We start from the raw sequence: 15,678 nt of genomic DNA, 5'->3' as shown, positions 1-15,678 counted from the left end.
GCCGCATACTGCTACAAATCCGCTGCTGGAACCGGAAATGTTCGGTCAGCCGATCGATTCGATCCAGGACGAGTCGCGGAGAGCATCGACGACCTGACCATCGACGAGAACACCGGGGGTTCCGGCTGCACCTGCCGCGGACAGGGCCTCGCGGGCGCTCGCCGCGTCTGCTGCGGCGACATCGGTCATCGCCCCGGACAGAATGCACTGCGTCGACGCCTCTCCTGCGCCACTCTTCTGGGCGAGGTCGGCGAGTTCGGTGTCGGTCCGGTCGGAATCACCGTTTTCTTCGGGTTGAAATTCTGCGCCGAACAGGCCTGCGTGAAATGCCGAATAGACAATGGCGTCTTCCGATGCGGCGACACAATGCGATGCAGCAACCGCCCGGCTCGAATAACTCCCGCTCGCCGAAGAAGCGTCCAGTTGAGGAAGCACAACCAGGTGATATCGAACCGCTACCGCACCGTCGTCGATCTTCTGTGCCAACTCCTGGCCGTGCTTGACTTCCAGATCACCGCAGAATGGGCACATCGGATCTTCGAACAGATCCACCACCGGCGCGGCATTTGCGGTTGCCAGCTGGACGACACCATCGGGCAGAACCGTCAATTCCACATTTGCATTTTTGACCGTGCCGTAACCGTCGTTACGCGGGGTGTCACTGCCGCGCTGCCACATGACCGCCACGACCACGACCACAGCGACCACGAGTACCGCCACCGCGGCCAGAACGTACGTAGAGGTACTGGACGTCGGTTGTGGGGTGTACTTCGCACTCGATGTTCGTTTTTGGCTCACGGTGGAAATAGTACGGAGTGCTACCCAGCCGAGGCGTCAGGCACCGCGAGTACTTCATTGCTTACGGGCAGCTGCTTTTGCCGCGCTCGCCGTATCCGTTACGAACATCCACCACACCGCGGCCGCAAGCAGAATCGCCCCGGACATCACGAAGGCCGTTCCGTAGGAGTAATACTCGACCACCATTCCGGCGACGATGGGACCGAGGATTGCCCCGACGTCGGACGACATTTGGAATGTCGAGAGAACCGGGCCGCCGCGTGCACGGGAGCCGATGATGTCAGCCACCGACGCCTGCTGCGCCGGTGTCATCAAACCGGATCCGAAACCCGCAACGAAGGAGGCGATCATGAACAGCACCACGTCATCCGTCAGACCGATCGCGGCGGTTCCCACCCCGGCAACGATGAGGCCGGCCACGACGAACGGTTTTCGCCCGCGGACGTCGGACAGCCGTCCGGAGGTGATCAGTACGAGGGCATTTCCGACGGCGAACACCGCCAGCGCCACTGCAGCCACCGCAGCCGAGCGGTCGAGAACTGCAACGACGAACAGCGGAACCAACGCGACGCGCACACCGAACACTGCCCACCCCGTGGCGAAATTCGAGGAAAGAGCGGCCCGGTAGGCAGGCACTTTCAAAGCAGCGCGTAGCGACATGATCGGTACTGACGAATCGTGCTCGGATTCGGTCGAATCGACATTGCCGAGGCTGAAGAAGACGACAGCAGCAGCGATGACCAGGGCAGTTGCATAGATGATGAAGGGCGCTCGTAAACCCAATCCAACGACCGCACCGCCGACGAGCGGACCACCGATGGATCCCATCAGGAAGCTCGTCGCGTAGAACCCCGATACACGTCCACGGCTGTTCGCCGGGCTCATTCGGATGAGAAGTCCCAGTGCCGACACCGAGAACATTGTCGAACCGATGCCGCCGAGCCCTCGAAAGATCAGGAGCTGCCAATAGGTTTGGGCGAAAGCACAAGCACCGGTCGATGCGGCGACGATCAGCAGACCGGTCAAGTACACCGGTCGCTCACCGAGCTTCTGCACCAGAAGACCGCTGGCAGGCGCGAACACCAGTCGCATCCCTGCGAATACGCTGATGACCGCTGACGCAGCGACTACACCGACACCGAATTCGGTCGCGAACTGCGGAATCACCGGTGCGACGATGCCGAATCCGAGAGCAATCACGAAGCTCGCCGAGATCAGCACCCAGATCTCCGACGGCAGTGCGCCGTCCTTCACACCGTCGGTAGGTTTCGGAGCCGTCACGATCGGTCGAGTGCCTGCGACACCAGTTCTCTCGCCGCGGTCTGAACCTGCGCGAGATGATCTTCGCCCTTGAACGATTCGGCGTAGATCTTGTAGACATCTTCGGTGCCCGATGGACGTGCGGCGAACCACGCGCTTTCGGTGGTCACCTTCAATCCCCCGATCGCGCCGCCGTTGCCGGGTGCGGTCGTCAGTGTGGCCGTGATCTTCTCCCCCGCAAGTTCGGTTGCCGTGACCTGATCAGCAGAGAGCTTCGCCAGGACGGCTTTGTCCTCACGTGAAGCGGGCGCATCGACCCGTGCGTATACGGGACTGCCGTACTGCGCGGTGAAGTCGGTATAGCGCTGGGACGGCGTTTTGCCCGTGACAGCGGTGATCTCGGAAGCGAGCAACGCAAGGATGATGCCGTCCTTGTCCGTCGTCCATACCCGCCCGTCGGTTCGCAGGAACGACGCTCCTGCCGATTCCTCGCCGCCGAATCCGAGACTGCCGTCGAGGAGTCCTGGGACGAACCATTTGAATCCGACAGGGACCTCGAGCAAGTCTCGGCCGAGGCCTGCGACGACACGATCGATCATCGAAGACGACACCAGAGTCTTTCCGACTTTGCAGCTCGGCGACCAGCCGGTCCGGTGCGTGAAGAGGTAGTCGATTGCAACTGCCAGATAGTGATTGGGATTCATCAGACCACCGTCAGGTGTCACCACGCCGTGGCGGTCCGAGTCGGCGTCGTTTCCCGTGGAGATGTCGTACGAGTTCCGTGCCGCGATCAACGACGCCATCGCGTTGGGAGACGAACAATCCATTCGGATCTTTCCGTCGGTATCGAGCGTCATGAAGCGGAAAGTCGCATCGACGAGCGGATTGACGACAGTGAGATCGAGGTTGTGACGCTCGGCGATCGCCTGCCAGTAGTCGACACTCGCACCACCGAGCGGATCGGCGCCGATGCGCACCCCGGCCGACCTGATCGCGTCGAGGTCCACCACGTTCGGCAAATCCTCGACATAAGTTCCAAGGAAGTCGTATTTGTCCACCGAGGTGCTCAGAGCGGTCGCCAGCGACGCACGCTTCACACCTGCCAGTCCACCGCGCAGAAGCTCGTTCGCACGGTCCGCGATCACGGACGTAGCGTCACTGTCCGCGGGACCACCGTGCGGAGGGTTGTACTTGAATCCGCCGTCACGCGGCGGATTGTGCGAAGGTGTGACGACGATGCCGTCGGCCTTGGCCGAGGATCCGGTCGAGTTGTAGCGCAGAATCGCGTGACTGACCGCGGGCGTCGGCGTGTACCGATCTCTGGAGTCGACGAGTACCGAAACATCGTTTGCGGCAAGAACTTCCAACGCTGTAGTCCACGCAGGCTCGGACAGTGCGTGCGTGTCACGGCCGATGAACATCGGACCGGTGATGCCCTGCGCCGTGCGGTATTCGACGATCGCCTGCGTCGTTGCGAGAATATGGGCCTCGTTGAACGCCGTATCCAGACTGGATCCACGGTGACCGGACGTCCCGAAAACGACGTGTTGGCCCGGATCCGACATGTCCGGAGTACGCGAGTAGTAGGCCGTGACCAGCTGCGCGAGATCGACGAGATCCTCGGGCAGAGCAATGGAACCAGCTCGTTCGTGCGCCACGATGCGCCTCCTTCATGTCGCCGAGTAAACCCGGAGACAACACTAGTTGCCCGTCGATGATTCGCGTCGGCGCACCTGCGATCCGTCGGCGCGTATCGAGCAACGGCGCACGGTAAACAGAAAAACGCCGGGCCGCTCCAGAGCTGATGCTCTCGAGCGGCCCGGCGTGTGCGTGGAGCTGCCGGGAATCGAACCCGGGTCCTCTGCTGCATTGCCAGGGCTTCTCCGTGTGCAGTCTGCTATGCCTCTACTTGGATCTCCCGATCTCGCAAACAAGCCGGGATGACGATCCCAGCCACTGTTTGATTTTCCTCATCACTCCGTGGCCGAGTGAATCGGTAAGCCCTCTAGCTGATGCCAGTACCCGGACCGAGGGCAAGCCCGGACTGACAGACACGCAGTCGCTACTTAGGCAGCGAGTGCGTAGTCGCGCTGATTGGAATCGGCGCTTATATTTTTGCGATGACGCTTACGGTGGTCTCTCGCCTGCACCGACACGCTTCCCCTGACTCAACATACAAAGTCGAAACCGTTCAGCCCCGTATGTTCCGAAGCACTGTGCTCCGGCTCGTAAGTGTAACGCGTGCGCCGAGCAGAATCATCCCGATACCCATCCCGATACAAACCGCGGTGTGTCAGGCGCGGTCGACCTGCCGCACAACCGCCTGCAGCGTACGGCCCAACAGGACCTTGCGGGCCGGCAGAGACCCGTACCAGAACACCCTCCCGGCGAGTCCGCGTGGGAAGAAGTAGGTTCGCTGTTCGAGTCGCGTACCACCACCCGCCGAGATGACCTGGTACTGCATCCGCGCGTCGCCAGGCAGTGATGCGGTAGACCGCAACCGCACCTCACCCGAGTTTTCCTCTTCACGATCCTCCCGACGCCAACCCTTCAATTCACCCGAGTCGACAGCGCCTCGCAGTCGACTACGGATCTCGCTCGGCCCACTACCGAGAAATACGCTGCGACTGTCGCAATAGACGACCTCCCCGGCCCACGTCGGATCGGTCGGCAGCGGATCGGACGGTTGCGCCGAGTCGGAGTCGGACCACGTCGTTTCGGTCTCCCCCTCCTCGATGTTCCGCAGCGCGAGACGCACGGACTCGCGATACGAAGTCAGCCCGCCCGCAGGTCGAGGGATGATCGAATCGACGTCCATTTCGTGTGCGACGGCGTCGAATTGCAAAGATTCTATGAGCGGCATGGCCAGTCCGCGCGGGATCGGGGTGACCAATCCGATCCAATGGCCGGCGAGACGCGGCGTCAAAACCGGCAGTACCACCATTCGACGCTGGCGCAGCCCGGCGACTCCCGCGTAGATGTTCATCATTTCGCCGTATTCCATGACGTCGGGGCCTCCGACGTCGAACGTTCGGCTCTCCTTCAGATCGGCCTCGGCAGCACCGATGAGGTAGTGGAGCATGTCTCGCACCGCGATCGGTTGAATCCTGTTGTGCACCCATCTCGGCGTCGTCATGACCGGTAGACGGTTCGTCAGGTGACGGATCATCTCGAAGGACGCCGAACCGGAACCGATCACGACACCGGCCTGCAGCACCAGGGTGGGGACCGAGGATTCGATGAGAATACGACCCACTTCGGCGCGCGATTGGAGATGCTCCGACAGCTCGCCGTCGGTGGGGTGCAATCCGCCCAGGTAGACGATTCTTCCCACTCCGCTTTCCGCAGCGACGTCGGAGACGTTCTCCGCGCCGGCACGCTCGGCGTCCGCAAAATTGTCGTGGCCCACCGAGCCCATCGAGTGAACGAGGTAGTAGACGACGTCCACGTCCGCGAACGCAGCCTTCAGAGAATCTCGATCGTTGAGGTCACCCTGCGCGATCTCAACGTCATCTGCCCATGGAACACCGTCCAGCTTGTCAGGGTTACGCGCCAACACTCGCACTGTGTAACCGGCGTCGAGAAGCCGCGGAGCGAGGCGTCCTCCGAGATAGCCCGTCGCTCCGGTGACAAGCACGCGAAGCGGGGTCGAGTTGATGTTGGCGGTCATCAACCCCTGATACCCCCGTAGTAGGTGATTCAACCGGGATCGGCAAGGCAATCATGTGCACCCGCCGGGATCGGATCATCACGCGACGGCGATCATCCCCACCGCGCCGAGAGCTATCACCATTCCGATCTGCTGCAGACGACCAACACGCTCGCCGAGCATCACCATCGCCAACAGCACCGTCGCCGCCGGATACAGCGACGCGATGACGCTGACAAGCGAGAGCATTCCACCTTGGTAGGCGTAGAGCAGTGCGGCGTTCGCGACGACGTCGAGCACGCCGACGAACGCCGCGAGTTTCAGGACACTTCCATGGGGGCGGAAAAGTGACCGGTTGCCAAGGCGACGCTCCACACCACGGCGGTCGCCGAGGCTCGCGACGCGGCCAGTGGCCACAACCCAGACCCTTCGCCGATCTGATGGAGACAGATGAACGCCAACGCGAAAGTGATACCCGAGCCGACCGTGAGCCAGGCGACCGTACGCGTGAATTTCATGTCGCGACCGCCCGCGACCTCACCGGTCGCCTCGTCCGGCGATTCCTTACTCACCAAAACGACCGCAACGAGCGCGAGAGCAATTCCGCAGAACGCGAGTATGCCGGGTCTTTCCCCGATCATGAGCCCAGCGAGCACTGGAATACCGGCGACGAGAACGGCCGTCAGCGGCGACACGACGGCCATCGGTCCCGACGCCAAGGCGAGATAGAACCACCAGACCGCAAGTCCCCCGGCGACCCCGGACGCCAGCCCCCACAACATCGGAACCAATGACACGGTCCCACCGACGAATGGGGCTATCAGCAAGACGACGACCAAAGAGAACGGGTACGAGACGATGACGACTCGAAGTGCGGCTACCCGCCTCGATGCGACTCCACCGACGAAGTCGCTGACCCCGTAGCCGACGGCCGCGACGAGCGCGAGCAGGATTGCTGTCAGCGCATGCCCTTGATACGGCGTCCGAGTTCGCGCGTCACCTCGCGCTCGGCGGTGCGGCGCGCCAGGTCCTGACGCTTGTCGTAATCCTGTTTACCTCTGGCCAAAGCAAGTTCGACCTTGACCTTGCCATCGGAGAAATACATCGACAACGGGACGATCGTCAGGCTGCCTTCCTTGACCTTGCCCGCCAGGCGTTCGATTTCTCGCTTGTGCAGCAGAAGCTTCCGAGTGCGCCTCGGTGCATGGTTGGTCCAGCTGCCCTGCGTGTACTCGGGGATGTGCAGTCCGCGCAGCCACACCTCACCGTCATCTACAGTCGCAAAAGCGTCGGCCAGGGATGCTTTGCCTTCGCGAAGGCTCTTCACTTCGGTTCCGACTAGGGCGACACCGGCCTCGTAGACATCGAGGATCGCGTAGTTGTGTCGCGCTTTTCGGTTGGTCGCGATGGCCTTACGGCCCTTCTCTCTCACTGCAGGGCCCTTTCTCGAGCGCGGGAAGGCGTGTGCGCTCGTGTACACAGCCGCTCCAGCATAGAACCGGTGCGCAATCGGTTTTCTTCCGGCCGGAGCGGAGCCTGCGCAGTGACCAGGATTGGCCGGAGCGGAGCCTGCGCAGTGACCAGGATTGGCCGGAGCGGAGCCTGCGGAGTGACCAGGGTAAGTGAATAGAGCAAATCTATTCTCTGACGTAGAGGCGCAGCGTGATGTAGGCGGTCACGGCTGCCATTCCGATACCGACGAGGGCCAGGAACGGCGACACCAGCAGCACGTCGCTGTTGGAGATGCGCGCGAGAATGTTGGCTTCGTAGACGTCGGCGAGTACGTCGTCTATGAAGATGTTCTTGGCGCCGAAGAGTCCTGCGATTGCGAGTGCCGATCCGATGATCGCGGCGACGACGGCCTCGAGCAGGAACGGTAACTGCGTGTACCACCGTGTTGCGCCGACCAGTCGCATGATCCCGACCTCGGTACGCCTGGTGAACGCGGCAATCTGAACCATGTTGGCAATCAAGAGAACTGCGGCGATCGCCTGAACGATGGCGATAGCGAAGGCGGCGTTACGTACCCCGTTCAACACACTGAAGAGCCGCTCGACCAGGTCGCGTTGGTTGAGCACGCTCTGTACTCCTGGACGGTCGGCAAAGTTGTCGTTGATGACGCCGAACCGTTCGGGGTCGCTCAACTTCACTTTGAACGACGCCGGGAAGCTGTCCGGGCTGACCAACTGTGCCAACTCGGGTTGGTCCTTGAAGACTCGCTCGGTCGCGTCCTTGACCGCGTCATCCCGGTTCAGGTATTCGACGGATACGACTGAGGGGGTCGACTCCAGGTCGCTACGAAGCGCCGCGCATGTTTCTTGCGCGCATTCTGGGTCGGTCGCGGATATGTCGTCGGTGAGGAATATCTGCACCTCGACGCGATCGAGAAAGATCTGTTGCGTTTTTCCTGCCATCTGCACGACCAGAAGTCCGCCTCCGAAGAGGCCGAGCGAGATTGCGGTCGTGAGAATCATGGCGATGGTCATGGTGATGTTGCGGCGAAGTCCGGTCAGAACCTCACTGAAAATGAAACTTGCGCGCATCGCGGAATCCGGGCCCTTCGGTGTGTGCGGTCGAGAAGGTCATGTCAGCCGGGGTGCCGGCGGGAGTGGAGCCTGCGGAACGACCCGAGGTCCGGGAGTGGAGCCTGCGGAACGACCCGAGGTCCGGGAGTGGAGCCTGCGGAACGACCCGAGGTCCGGGAGTGGAGCCTGCGGAACGACCCGGGGAGGCTATCTGCCCACGCCGTAGACCCCGCGCGCCTCGTCTCGCACAACTCGGCCGTTGTCCAGTTCGACGACGCGTCGTCGCATCGAGTCGACGATGTGATTGTCATGGGTGGCCATGAGGACTGTCGTGCCGGTCCGGTTGATCCGCTCGAGCAACATCATGATGTCTTGGCTGGTGTCGGGATCGAGGTTTCCGGTCGGCTCGTCGGCCAGCAGAACCAGAGGTCGGTTGACGAATGCGCGTGCGATCGCGACGCGTTGTTGTTCGCCGCCGGACAGTTCGGAGGGCAAACGATCGGACTTACCACCGAGTCCGACCAATTCGAGTACCTCGGGCACTGTCCGCTTGATCATCGAGCGCGGCTTGCCGATGACTTCCAGGGCGAAGGCGACGTTCTCGACGACGGTTTTCTGCTGCAGCAGCCGGAAGTCCTGGAAGACGCAACCCATGCTCTGCCGCAACCGTGGAACCCGCCGTGACGCGAGCCGATTGACGTGAAAGTCCGCTACGTGGATGTCCCCTGAAGTCGGGCTCTCTTCCTTCAAGAGCAGACGCATGAACGTCGACTTGCCCGAACCCGATGGTCCGATGAGAAAGACGAACTCGCCCTTGTCCACGGAAACGGTCACGTTGTCCAGTGCAGGCCTGGTCGACGTCTTGTACGACTTGGACACATTCGTGGTGCTGATCACGGCTCGCAGTGTAGTCCTTACCGGCGGGTAGCCGACCGAAGCGAGGACCGCGATTCGAAAGTCAGGGGGTGCTCGAAGGGGCTGAGGGGGCGGGCGCCTGCGGATACAGCGATCGCAGTTGTGGAGGAACGGTTATACCAGGCAAATAGGTCGGAGCCTGCGAGGTCGCACTACCCGATTCTCCGGTCGACGACCCTGGCTCCCCGGGTTCCCGTTGCTGCCCTGGCTGCCCTGTCTCCCCCGGTGTGCTGCTCGAGTCCGACGGGTCCTGCGATGTCGTGGAGTCGGCGCTCGACGATGGCGGGACGCTGGTCGACGGAGTCGAGGATTCGGGAACATAGCTCGGAAGACGGTTCTGGTATTGACCGGTGTCGATCGGAGTCGGGCCGTTCACCGCACCTTCCGGCTCAGGCCGTACCTGACCGTAGAGCAAAGCGGTCAGCACGAAACAGATTCCGAGCGCCACCGTCGACGTCCGCGCGCGCCCGAAGAGACGCGACGGAATCTTCCAGTGGCGAGTCGGCCGATCGGCGTCGGTGTTCTCTTCGGTCACCTGTCTGCCCCCCGATCACGTTGGGCAGAGTCGGTTGCGACTCCGGCGGTCGAGATGTCCGGGGCCACACTGATTCCTTCTGGCTGCAACGCGGCGGCCACCCGGACACGCAGTTCGCGTCCGACCTGAAATTGTTTGCCCGGCAACGTTCTCGCCACCAGGCGCACATGCACCAGATCGACCTCGATGCTCTCCACCCCCATCACTGTGGGCTCGTCGAGCAAAAGTTTCCTCAGTCTGGCGTCGGCGAAGGCAGCGTGCCCGACGCGTCGCAGAATTTCGTTGACGTGCGTGAGGTCGGCAGTGGACGGAATCGGGACGTCGACCACCGCACGTGCCCAGTCTTTCGACAGGTTGATCGCTTTGACGATCTGCCCGTTCGGGACGGTGATCACTTCACCGTCCACGCTACGAACCCGAGTGACACGCAGCGTGACGTCCTCGACGGTCCCTTCGGCGTCTTCCGCCGAGCCGAGGACGGCGATCTGTACGACGTCACCGAACCCGTACTGCCGTTCGGTGATGATGAAGAACCCGGCGAGAATGTCCTGCACCACGCGCTGCGCGCCGAAGCCGAGGGCTGCACCCAGGACGGTTGCGGGTGCGACGAGCGAGGTGACGGCGAATCCGAACCGTCGGAGAACTTCGATGGTGACGAGTATGTAGACGATGGTGACGGCAACCCAGGTGATCACTTGAGCGAGCGCGTGCCGGTGCTTGGCTGCCTCGGATCGGACCAGCGCGTCGCTGTGCTGGTAGTTCGAGTCGATCCGCGTAGTGATTCTCGATCCGGTCCAGCTGATCAATCTGGCCACCAGCATGCCGCCGAGCACATAGAGCACGATCTCCAGACCTCGGCCACTGAGCCATAGTGCAAGATCTGGCGGCACTCCGAACGATAGAGCGCTCACGGTCGTGGCGGACATCATGTCGATTTACCCCCCCCGCATACGCCAGCGAATTCCGGCCTCCAGGAAGCCGTCGATGTCGCCGTCGAGCACGGTGGAGGGGTTGTTCACCTCGTATTCGGTACGCAGATCCTTGACCATCTGATATGGATGCAGGACGTAGGACCTCATCTGGTTGCCCCACGAGCTTCCACCGTCGCCCTTGAGCGCATCCATCTCGGCCCGCTCTTCTTTGCGCTTGACCTCGAGGAGTTTGGCCTGCAACACGCGCATCGCGGACACCTTGTTCTGCAGCTGCGACTTTTCGTTCTGACACGTCACGACGATGCCGGTCGGAATGTGTGTCAGTCGGACGGCGGAGTCGGTGGTGTTGACGGACTGACCACCCGGACCGCTGGATCGGTAGACGTCGACACGGATGTCGTTCTCGGGAATCTCGATGTGGTCGGTGGTCTCGACTACCGGCAGGACCTCTACCTCGGCGAAGGAAGTTTGACGTCGTCCCTGGTTGTCGAACGGGCTGATCCGAACCAGCCGGTGCGTTCCCTGCTCGACCGAGAGCGTGCCGTACGTGTAGGGGGCCTTGATTGCGAACGTCGCACTCTTGATTCCCGCTTCTTCGGCGTACGACGTGTCGTAGACCTCGACACCGTATCCATGCTTTTCGGCCCATCGTATGTACATGCGCATGAGCATCTCGGCCCAATCGGCCGCGTCGATTCCGCCGGCGCCGGAACGAATGTTGACGAGCGCGTCACGCTCGTCGTATTCACCGGACAGTAGCGTCCGAACTTCGGCGGCAGCAATGTCTTCTCGCAACGCGGCGCGCTCGGCGTCGGCATCCGCTGTTGCAGTCACCTCGGCCTCACCTTCTTCGCCCTCTGCCAGTTCGTACAGAACCGGGAGGTCGTCGAGCCGTTGTCGCAGTGCCTCCGCACGACGCAGTTCCGCCTGTGCGTGCGAGAGCGCACTGGTCACCTGCTGAGCGTGGTCCTGGTCGTTCCACAGGTCCGGCGACACAGCTTGATGCTCCAACTCGTTGATCCGTCTGCGCAGCTCCTCGATGTCGAGGACAGACTCGATCGTGGTGAGGGTGATGTCGAGTTCGGCTAGGTCTGCGGAAACGTCAGGATGCACGAGAGCCAAGGTTACCGGCACCGTCGACGGCGTGGAGACCGCCGCCCGGTCCGGGCCGTGCGGCACCTGGACTCGGCATCGCGGAACTCGACCCCGATCATGCCCCCAGCAGGCTCGCAACAGAGTCGAGGACTTCGTTTCCGCGACGCCGCTCTGACTGCATCGCCATGTCCGCCACGACTCCGGACTCTACGGAGGCATCGACTGACGAGGTGACGGCGACTGCGTCGACACCTCTAGTCTTGTCCGCGTGACCGACTACGCTGCCGACCTCCGACTCGCGCTTGCTTTGGCCGACGACGCCGACTCCATTACGCGGAATCGATTTCTCGCCCTGGACCTCGAGGTCGACGACAAACCGGACCTGACCCCGGTCAGCGACGCGGATCTGGCCGTCGAACATCAACTCAGGGCGGTTCTTACCGAGCAACGCCCCGATGATGCGGTGCTAGGTGAGGAATTCGGCGGTGATGTGGCGCTGAATGGACGACAGTGGGTGATCGACCCCATCGACGGCACCAAGAACTTCGTTCGCGGCGTGCCGATCTGGGCAACACTCGTCTCACTGCTGGTCGACGGCGTCCCCGTCGTCGGTGTCATCAGCGCGCCGGCACTGAACCGGAGGTGGTGGGCCTCGGAGTCCGCAGGGGCATTCACGACCTTCGACAACGGTTCGCCCCGGCGACTCGGTGTTTCGGCGGTGCGGGAATTGTCCTCGGCCAGTTTGAGCTTCGCCAGCCTGTCGGGCTGGTTGGAGCGTGGGGTACGCGAGGAGTTCATCTCGTTGACCGACGATGTGTGGCGCGTGCGTGGCTACGGCGACTTCTTCTCCTATTGCCTGGTGGCCGAGGGCGCTCTGGATATTGCCGCCGAGCCTGAGGTCTCGTTGTGGGACTTGGCACCGCTGGACATTCTCGTCCGCGAAGCCGGAGGCAGGTTTTCCTCGGTCGACGGCCGACCCGGCCCCCACGGCGGCAGTGCCATCGCGACCAACGGACTTCTGCAGGACGAGGTGGTTCGCCGTCTGAGCTGAGACACGGAGGGTGACAGGTGCTGCGGTGATCGGAGTCCGCCGCACGGGCGTTGACATGCGACGACACCCAACAACTTACTCAAAAGTAGACAGCTATCTTACCCGGGAGTAAGATAGTGCAGGTCCGAGCCCGACACCGAGAAACAGCTGGTGATCATGAGCAAGCAAGACAGTGTGATCGAAACGAAGCGCAAAGCGCCTCGCGACACTTCCGCGGTTGGCCTCAATCCGTTCAAACGAGATGCCATCGGCACCGCCATGCGTGTGCTCACGGCAATCACCGGATCCGGGTTGGCAGAGAAGTACAACTTCCGCCAAACCATCGACCGCGTCACTTACGAGAGCACCAAGACCGGGTTCAAGACCCTGGGTGCCGCGACTCGCACGTTCGCGAAAGCGACCGGCAACGAGAAGCCGAAGCGCCTCGAGGACTCAGCTACCAAGAACCTCGGATACTTCGATCTGGTTCCAGACGACGAGCAACGCATGATCGTCGAGACGGTCAAGGAATTCGCCGAGGAAATTCTGCGGCCGGCAGCATTCGATTCGGATGCCTCCGCATCGGCTCCGGAGGACCTCGTTCGCAGGTCCACAGAACTAGGCATCACGTTGATCAACGTGCCGGAGGAACTCGACGGCGCAGCCTCCGAGCGCGGTGCCGTGACCAACTCTCTGGTTGCTGAAGCACTGGCACACGGAGACATGGGCCTGGCACTACCCATTCTCGCGCCCAGCGGTGTTGCGGTTGCACTCACTCAGTGGGGCACCGACGTCCAGCAGAAAACCTATCTTCCCGCATTCGTCGGGGACAAGGTGCCCAATGCAGCCGTCGTCGTCAACGAGCCTCGCGCCCTGTTCGACCCATTTGCATTGGCCACCAAGGCAGTTCGCTCGCCCAGCGGCTTCAAGCTCAACGGCGTCAAAAGCCTCGTTCCCGCGGCAGCAAGTTCCGAATTGTTCATCGTCGCCGCCGAATTGGAGGGCCGTCCGGCTTTCTTCATCGTCGAGTCCGATTCCAAAGGCCTTGTCGTCGAAGCTGATCCGAGCATGGGCCTGCGGGCCGCAGGCCTCGGACGGTTGATCTTGACCGACGTTGCCCTCCCTGAATCCGCACTACTCGGCGACGGTGACTCGGACCAGCATGCGCTCGACTACGCGGACGCCATCAGCCTTGCTCGCCTCGGTTGGTCCTCCCTCGCAGTCGGTACCAGCCAAGCCGTTCTCGACTACGTCATCCCGTATGTCAACGAGCGTGAGGCTTTCGGTGAGCCCATCAGCAATCGCCAGGCCGTCGCCTTCATGGTCGCCAACATTGCCATCGAGTTGGACGGCATGCGGTTGGTCACCCTTCGTGGTGCGTCGCGTGCAGAGCAGGGACTGTCGTTCGCCCGCGAAGCCGCCCTTGCTCGTCGCCTCTCGTCGGAAAAGGGTATGCAAATCGGTTCGGACGGAGTTCAGCTCCTCGGCGGGCACGGCTTCACCAAGGAGCACCCGGTAGAACGCTGGTACCGCGATCTTCGCGCCATCGGCACTGCCGAAGGCATCGTCCTCATCTGATTCGCACCCACCTTGAAGGAAATGACCCAAGGACACACACGATGATCAATCTCGAACTACCCAAAAAACTTCGGGCACAGGCGAATCAAGCGCACCAGGTGGCGGCCGAGATCTTCCGTCCGATCTCGCGCAAGTACGACCTCGCCGAGCACGAATACCCGGTCGAACTCGACACCATGGCGTCCATGGTCGAAGGAATGTCCGACGCAGGCAACGATATCGGTGGCGCAGCCGGTGGACGGCAAAAGGACAGCGAGTCCTCGCCGAAGCCCAGCAAGACCGCCAATGCCAACGGCGGAAACATGTCCGCACTGATCAATGTCATCGAGACCTGCTGGGGCGACGTCGGATTGACGTTGTCCATCCCCTATCAGGGACTCGGCAACTCGGCGATCGCAGCAGTATCCACCGACGAACAACTCGAACGGTTCGGCAAGGTGTGGGCCTCCATGGCCATCACCGAGCCGAGCTTCGGATCCGACTCGGCAGCCGTGACCACAACTGCAGTGCTCGACGGCGACGAGTGGGTTCTCAACGGCGAGAAGATCTACGTGACCGCTGGCGAGCGTTCGACCCACATCGTTGTATGGGCGACCGTGGACAAGTCGAAGGGACGCGCAGCGATCAAATCGTTCGTCGTACCGCGCGATGCGCCAGGACTGAGTGTTGCGCGCCTCGAACACAAGCTCGGAATCAAAGCTTCCGACACAGCAGCGCTTCTCTTCGAAAACTGTCGGATTCCGAAGGACAATCTCCTCGGAAACCCGGAAGTGGATGTGGACAAGGGGTTCGCGGGCGTCATGCAGACGTTCGACAACACGCGCCCACTGGTAGCCGGGATGGCGATCGGTGTAGCCAGGGCGGCTCTGGAAGAACTGCGGTCGATTCTGGCCGACGCCGGTGTCGATATTTCGTACACAGCTCCGGCATACAACCAGCATGCCGCCGCAGCCGAGTTCTTGCGACTCGAAGCAGACTGGGAGGCATCCTATCTCCTGGCACTTCGGGCAGCATGGATGGCCGACAACAAGCAGCCGAACTCACTCCAAGCTTCGATGGCCAAAGCTAAAGCCGGCCGTTCGGCCACCGATATCACGCTCAAAGCCGTCGAGCTGGCCGGGACATCCGGGTACTCGGAACGACTTCTCCTGGAAAAGTGGAGCCGAGACTCGAAGATCCTCGACATCTTCGAAGGAACGCAGCAGATTCAGCAACTGATCGTCGCCCGTCGCGTACTGGGAAAGACGTCGGCAACGTTGAAGTAGTCGTTCCAGACAGCATCTCTCCGAAGAACCCGTGGTCGACTCGAATCGACCACGGGTTCTTTGCGTCTCTGCAGAAGTATCGTCTAGATGTGTGGC

13 protein-coding genes, 1 other RNA gene and 1 pseudogene are annotated in these 15,678 nt (G+C 62.0%); 3 read left to right on the top strand and 12 right to left on the bottom strand.

From position 1 onward, the window contains the following. Nucleotides 1-45: 45 nt before the first annotated feature. From BJD99_RS11280 to prfB, 12 genes and pseudogenes are all read right to left on the bottom strand, one after another. The gene (locus BJD99_RS11280; protein ID WP_179142291.1) at nt 46-798 is read right to left on the bottom strand and encodes a thioredoxin domain-containing protein; all 753 of its coding nucleotides are present in this window, start codon (nt 796-798) and stop codon (nt 46-48) included. A 54-nt stretch (nt 799-852) separates the two neighbouring features. Next, a complete protein-coding gene (locus tag BJD99_RS11275; protein WP_256895613.1) occupies nt 853-2,079 on the bottom strand; it encodes an MFS transporter in 1,227 nt (408 codons plus the stop codon). Beyond that, on the bottom strand, nt 2,076-3,716 hold the full coding sequence (pgm, locus tag BJD99_RS11270) for a phosphoglucomutase (alpha-D-glucose-1,6-bisphosphate-dependent) (RefSeq protein WP_084346914.1): 1,641 nt from the start codon (nt 3,714-3,716) through the stop codon (nt 2,076-2,078). The genes BJD99_RS11275 and pgm overlap by 4 nt, the downstream gene beginning before the upstream one ends. 170 nt (nt 3,717-3,886) lie before the next feature. Continuing rightward, nucleotides 3,887-4,257: a transfer-messenger RNA gene (gene ssrA / locus BJD99_RS11265) on the bottom strand. A gap of 94 nt (nt 4,258-4,351) precedes the next feature. After that, nucleotides 4,352-5,728 (bottom strand): NAD(P)H-binding protein, encoded by a 1,377-nt coding sequence (locus tag BJD99_RS11260; RefSeq protein WP_084346913.1) that lies wholly within the window; start codon nt 5,726-5,728, stop codon nt 4,352-4,354. 78 nt (nt 5,729-5,806) lie between these two features. Beyond that, nucleotides 5,807-6,657, bottom strand: a pseudogene (locus tag BJD99_RS11255) (EamA family transporter). Nucleotides 6,658-6,665: 8 nt separating this feature from the next. Beyond that, on the bottom strand, nt 6,666-7,139 hold the full coding sequence (gene smpB / locus BJD99_RS11250; protein ID WP_084346912.1) for an SsrA-binding protein SmpB: 474 nt from the start codon (nt 7,137-7,139) through the stop codon (nt 6,666-6,668). A 205-nt stretch (nt 7,140-7,344) separates the two neighbouring features. Next, complete coding sequence (gene ftsX, locus BJD99_RS11245) at nt 7,345-8,250, bottom strand: permease-like cell division protein FtsX (RefSeq protein WP_084346911.1); 906 nt, start codon at nt 8,248-8,250, stop codon at nt 7,345-7,347. A 189-nt stretch (nt 8,251-8,439) separates the two neighbouring features. Further along, on the bottom strand, nt 8,440-9,129 hold the full coding sequence (ftsE, locus tag BJD99_RS11240) for a cell division ATP-binding protein FtsE (RefSeq protein WP_084346910.1): 690 nt from the start codon (nt 9,127-9,129) through the stop codon (nt 8,440-8,442). A gap of 61 nt (nt 9,130-9,190) precedes the next feature. Beyond that, nucleotides 9,191-9,682, bottom strand: a complete 492-nt coding sequence (locus tag BJD99_RS11235; RefSeq protein ID WP_084346909.1) for a hypothetical protein — start codon at nt 9,680-9,682, stop codon at nt 9,191-9,193. Beyond that, nucleotides 9,679-10,608: a mechanosensitive ion channel family protein gene (locus BJD99_RS11230; RefSeq protein ID WP_084346961.1), complete on the bottom strand. Its 930-nt coding sequence runs from the start codon at nt 10,606-10,608 to the stop codon at nt 9,679-9,681. Before BJD99_RS11230 ends, BJD99_RS11235 begins: the two co-directional genes overlap by 4 nt. A gap of 9 nt (nt 10,609-10,617) precedes the next feature. Continuing rightward, nucleotides 10,618-11,727: a peptide chain release factor 2 gene (prfB, locus tag BJD99_RS11225; protein ID WP_084346960.1), complete on the bottom strand. Its 1,110-nt coding sequence runs from the start codon at nt 11,725-11,727 to the stop codon at nt 10,618-10,620. A 250-nt stretch (nt 11,728-11,977) separates the two neighbouring features. Between prfB and hisN the strand changes: the two genes are divergently transcribed. From hisN to BJD99_RS11210, 3 genes are all read left to right on the top strand, one after another. After that, a complete protein-coding gene (gene hisN, locus BJD99_RS11220) occupies nt 11,978-12,760 on the top strand; it encodes a histidinol-phosphatase (RefSeq protein WP_084346908.1) in 783 nt (260 codons plus the stop codon). A gap of 150 nt (nt 12,761-12,910) precedes the next feature. After that, the gene (locus BJD99_RS11215; RefSeq protein ID WP_084346907.1) at nt 12,911-14,317 is read left to right on the top strand and encodes an acyl-CoA dehydrogenase family protein; all 1,407 of its coding nucleotides are present in this window, start codon (nt 12,911-12,913) and stop codon (nt 14,315-14,317) included. A 41-nt stretch (nt 14,318-14,358) separates the two neighbouring features. Continuing rightward, the gene (locus BJD99_RS11210; protein WP_084346906.1) at nt 14,359-15,582 is read left to right on the top strand and encodes an acyl-CoA dehydrogenase family protein; all 1,224 of its coding nucleotides are present in this window, start codon (nt 14,359-14,361) and stop codon (nt 15,580-15,582) included. The last annotated feature ends 96 nt before the right edge of the window (nt 15,583-15,678 follow it).

Origin of the sequence: Rhodococcus sp. 1163, assembly GCF_002091985.1 — a bacterium.
Taxonomy (GTDB): domain Bacteria; phylum Actinomycetota; class Actinomycetes; order Mycobacteriales; family Mycobacteriaceae; genus Rhodococcoides.
Note: the sequence above shows the minus strand (reverse complement) of the source record. Positions and strands in the feature narration are given on the sequence as shown.

Excerpts from the sequence above, each read along its gene's own strand:
- BJD99_RS11260 (WP_084346913.1), bottom strand. The coding sequence starts at position 5,728 with ATGACCGCCAACATCAACTCGACCCCGCTTCGCGTGCTTGTCACCGGA.
- ftsX (WP_084346911.1), bottom strand. The coding sequence starts at position 8,250 with ATGCGCGCAAGTTTCATTTTCAGTGAGGTTCTGACCGGACTTCGCCGC.
- BJD99_RS11230 (WP_084346961.1), bottom strand. The coding sequence starts at position 10,608 with ATGTCCGCCACGACCGTGAGCGCTCTATCGTTCGGAGTGCCGCCAGAT.
- BJD99_RS11210 (WP_084346906.1), top strand. The coding sequence starts at position 14,359 with ATGATCAATCTCGAACTACCCAAAAAACTTCGGGCACAGGCGAATCAA.